We start from the raw sequence: 2,518 nt of genomic DNA on the forward strand, positions 1-2,518 counted from the left end.
CCCCAACCCCCAACCCCTAATTTCATCAACGATCCATACATTCAGCAGAATCAGACTCGATCGCTCTTATGTATGCCGTTGCTGAATCAAAGTAAGCTTGTCGGGGTGCTGTATTTGGAGAACCAATTAACGGTTGGAGCTTTTACACCAGAACGAACGCAAGTTCTGAATCTACTCTCCACTCAGGCAGCGATCGCCATTGAAAATGCTAAACTTTACTCCAAGCTCCGCGCTAGCGAAAGTCAGATGACTCAATTTCTAGAAGCAATTCCAGTTGGAATCGGCATCATTGATGCGGCAGGTCGCCCTTACTACGCTAATCGGCGAGGCATTCAGCTTATGGGCAAAGAAATTGATCCTACCGTACCATCCGACCAAATTTCAGAGGTTTATCAATTCTATGTAACAGGAACAGATCAAATCTACCCAAGTGAGAACTTACCGATTATTCGAGCCTTGAGCGGCGAACGCACTACGGTTGATGGTATAGACATTCGCCAAAATAATAAAACTATTCCGGTTGAAGTGTGGGGCACTCCAGTTTTTGATGAACAAGGCAATGTGGCTTATGCGATCGCCGCCTTTCAAGACATTACTGAACGCAAAGAAGCCGAGCGACTGCTAGCCGATTATAACCGAATGTTGGAACAACAAGTTGCTGAGCGAACGTTGCTTCTTTCTCAGGAAATTGAAGAGCGTCAACGGGTGGAAAACGCTCTGCGACATAGTGAAGAACAACGCAGGCTGACGATGGACTTAACCCACATCGGCAGTTGGAACTGGAATATTCTGGAGAATACAACCGAGTGGAATGATAACCACGCTCGATTGCTAGGATTGGTTCCAAACGAAGTTGAGAGTAGCTATCAAGTATGGCGCGATCGGGTTCATCCAGAAGATATTGAGCGAGTCGAGCAAGCGGTTGCGATCGCGCTAGCGACCCATACCGACTTTGAAACTGAATATCGGGTAATCTATCCAGATGGGAGCATTCACTGGCTAGTGGGTCGAGGTCGAGGGATTTATAATAAAGCAGGACAACCAGTGCGAATGTTGGGTGTAATTCTCGACATTAGCGAACAGCGAAACGCGGCACTCCGCGAACGCAAACGAGCCGAAGAAGCATTAATTTTAGAAGAACGTAACCGCATGGCCCGCGAAATCCACGATACGTTGGCCCAAGCGTTTACAGGTATTCTGGTGCAAACCACAGGTGCAAATCAAGTGTTAATGGATGACTTAGAGGCAACCCAGGCACATTTAGAAATGATTGATGAACTGGCACGTAGTGGGTTGACTGAGGCGCGTCGATCGGTGGGGGCACTGCGTCCCCAGTTGCTAGAGGAAGGTGATTTACCGAGTGCCCTTAATCGCCTCGTGGTTCAAATGAGATCGGCGACTAACACGGCTCTGATTTACGAAATTCAAGGAACAATCTATTCCCTACCACCCGAAGTGGAAAATAACTTACTCCGAATTGGGCAAGAAGCATTAACCAACGCGACGAAATATGCTGAGGCTAGTGAGATTCGAGTTGGATTGACGTATGAAAATATACGATGTGTCTTGCAGGTTAAGGATAATGGACGAGGATTTCGAGTAGGTAACACTCCATTAAGCGGTGGATTCGGCTTATTAGGAATGAGTGAACGGGCAGCGAACATTGGAGCGCAGCTAACCATTCAAAGTCAGCCCGATCGGGGTACAGAAATTGTTGTCATTGTTAATCAATCGTCATAACCAGGGGATAGGGAATAGGGGTCAGGGTGTAGGGAATAGGGAGAAGACAATTCTCTATCACCTAACACCTACCACCCAACCCCTTCTTCTTCCCTAACACCCAACACCTAACACCTTATTATGATTAGTCAATCTGCTGTAATTCGTGTTTTGATCGTTGACGATCATTCTGTTGTCAGACAAGGATTGACAACAATTATTAATCGCGATCCAGAAATGACGGTGATTGCTCAGGCAGAGGATGGACAACAGGCGATCGATCGCTTTCGGGAATATCAACCAGATGTGACGCTGATGGATTTGCGGATGCCGCAGATAGATGGAGTGGCAGCCATTACGACAATTTGTGCCCAGTTTAAGCAAGCTCGGATTATTGTACTAACTACCTACGATGGAGATGAAGATATTTATCGCGGGTTACACGCTGGTGCTCAAGGTTATCTGCTCAAGGATGCGAAAGCCGACGAACTTCTAAATGCGATTCGGATTGTTCATAGCGGTCAGAAGTATGTGCCGCAGGCGGTAGGCGCGAAACTGTTGCAGAGAATGAGCCATACAGAGTTGAGTGAACGAGAACTGGCGGTACTCCGTTTGATAGCCCAGGGAATGAGTAATGCAGACATTGCAACGGCTTTAATGATTAGTGAAAGTTGCCACTTGAAAGAAAAAATGGCACTAGCCTAGAAGGATAAAATGGCACTCAAGAAGCCGAGGATAGTAATTCCTTCGTTCCAATAAGAAAGCCATTACAAAGTAGCTAGAATCATAAAACGGCACA

Annotated in this window: 2 protein-coding genes; both read left to right on the forward strand. The window is 46.6% G+C overall.

Features of this window, described 5'->3' with window-relative positions:
* Positions 1 to 1,740, forward strand: a 1,740-nt coding sequence (locus IQ264_RS32185) for a PAS domain-containing protein (RefSeq protein WP_193986796.1), incomplete at its 5' end; no start/stop codon positions are given.
* Positions 1,741 to 1,863: 123 nt separating this feature from the next.
* A complete protein-coding gene (locus IQ264_RS32190) occupies positions 1,864 to 2,424 on the forward strand; it encodes a response regulator transcription factor (RefSeq protein WP_193986798.1) in 561 nt (186 codons plus the stop codon).
* The last annotated feature ends 94 nt before the right edge of the window (positions 2,425 to 2,518 follow it).

It is taken from the genome of [Phormidium] sp. LEGE 05292, assembly GCF_015207735.1.
Classification (GTDB): Bacteria; Cyanobacteriota; Cyanobacteriia; order Cyanobacteriales; family Aerosakkonemataceae; genus Floridanema.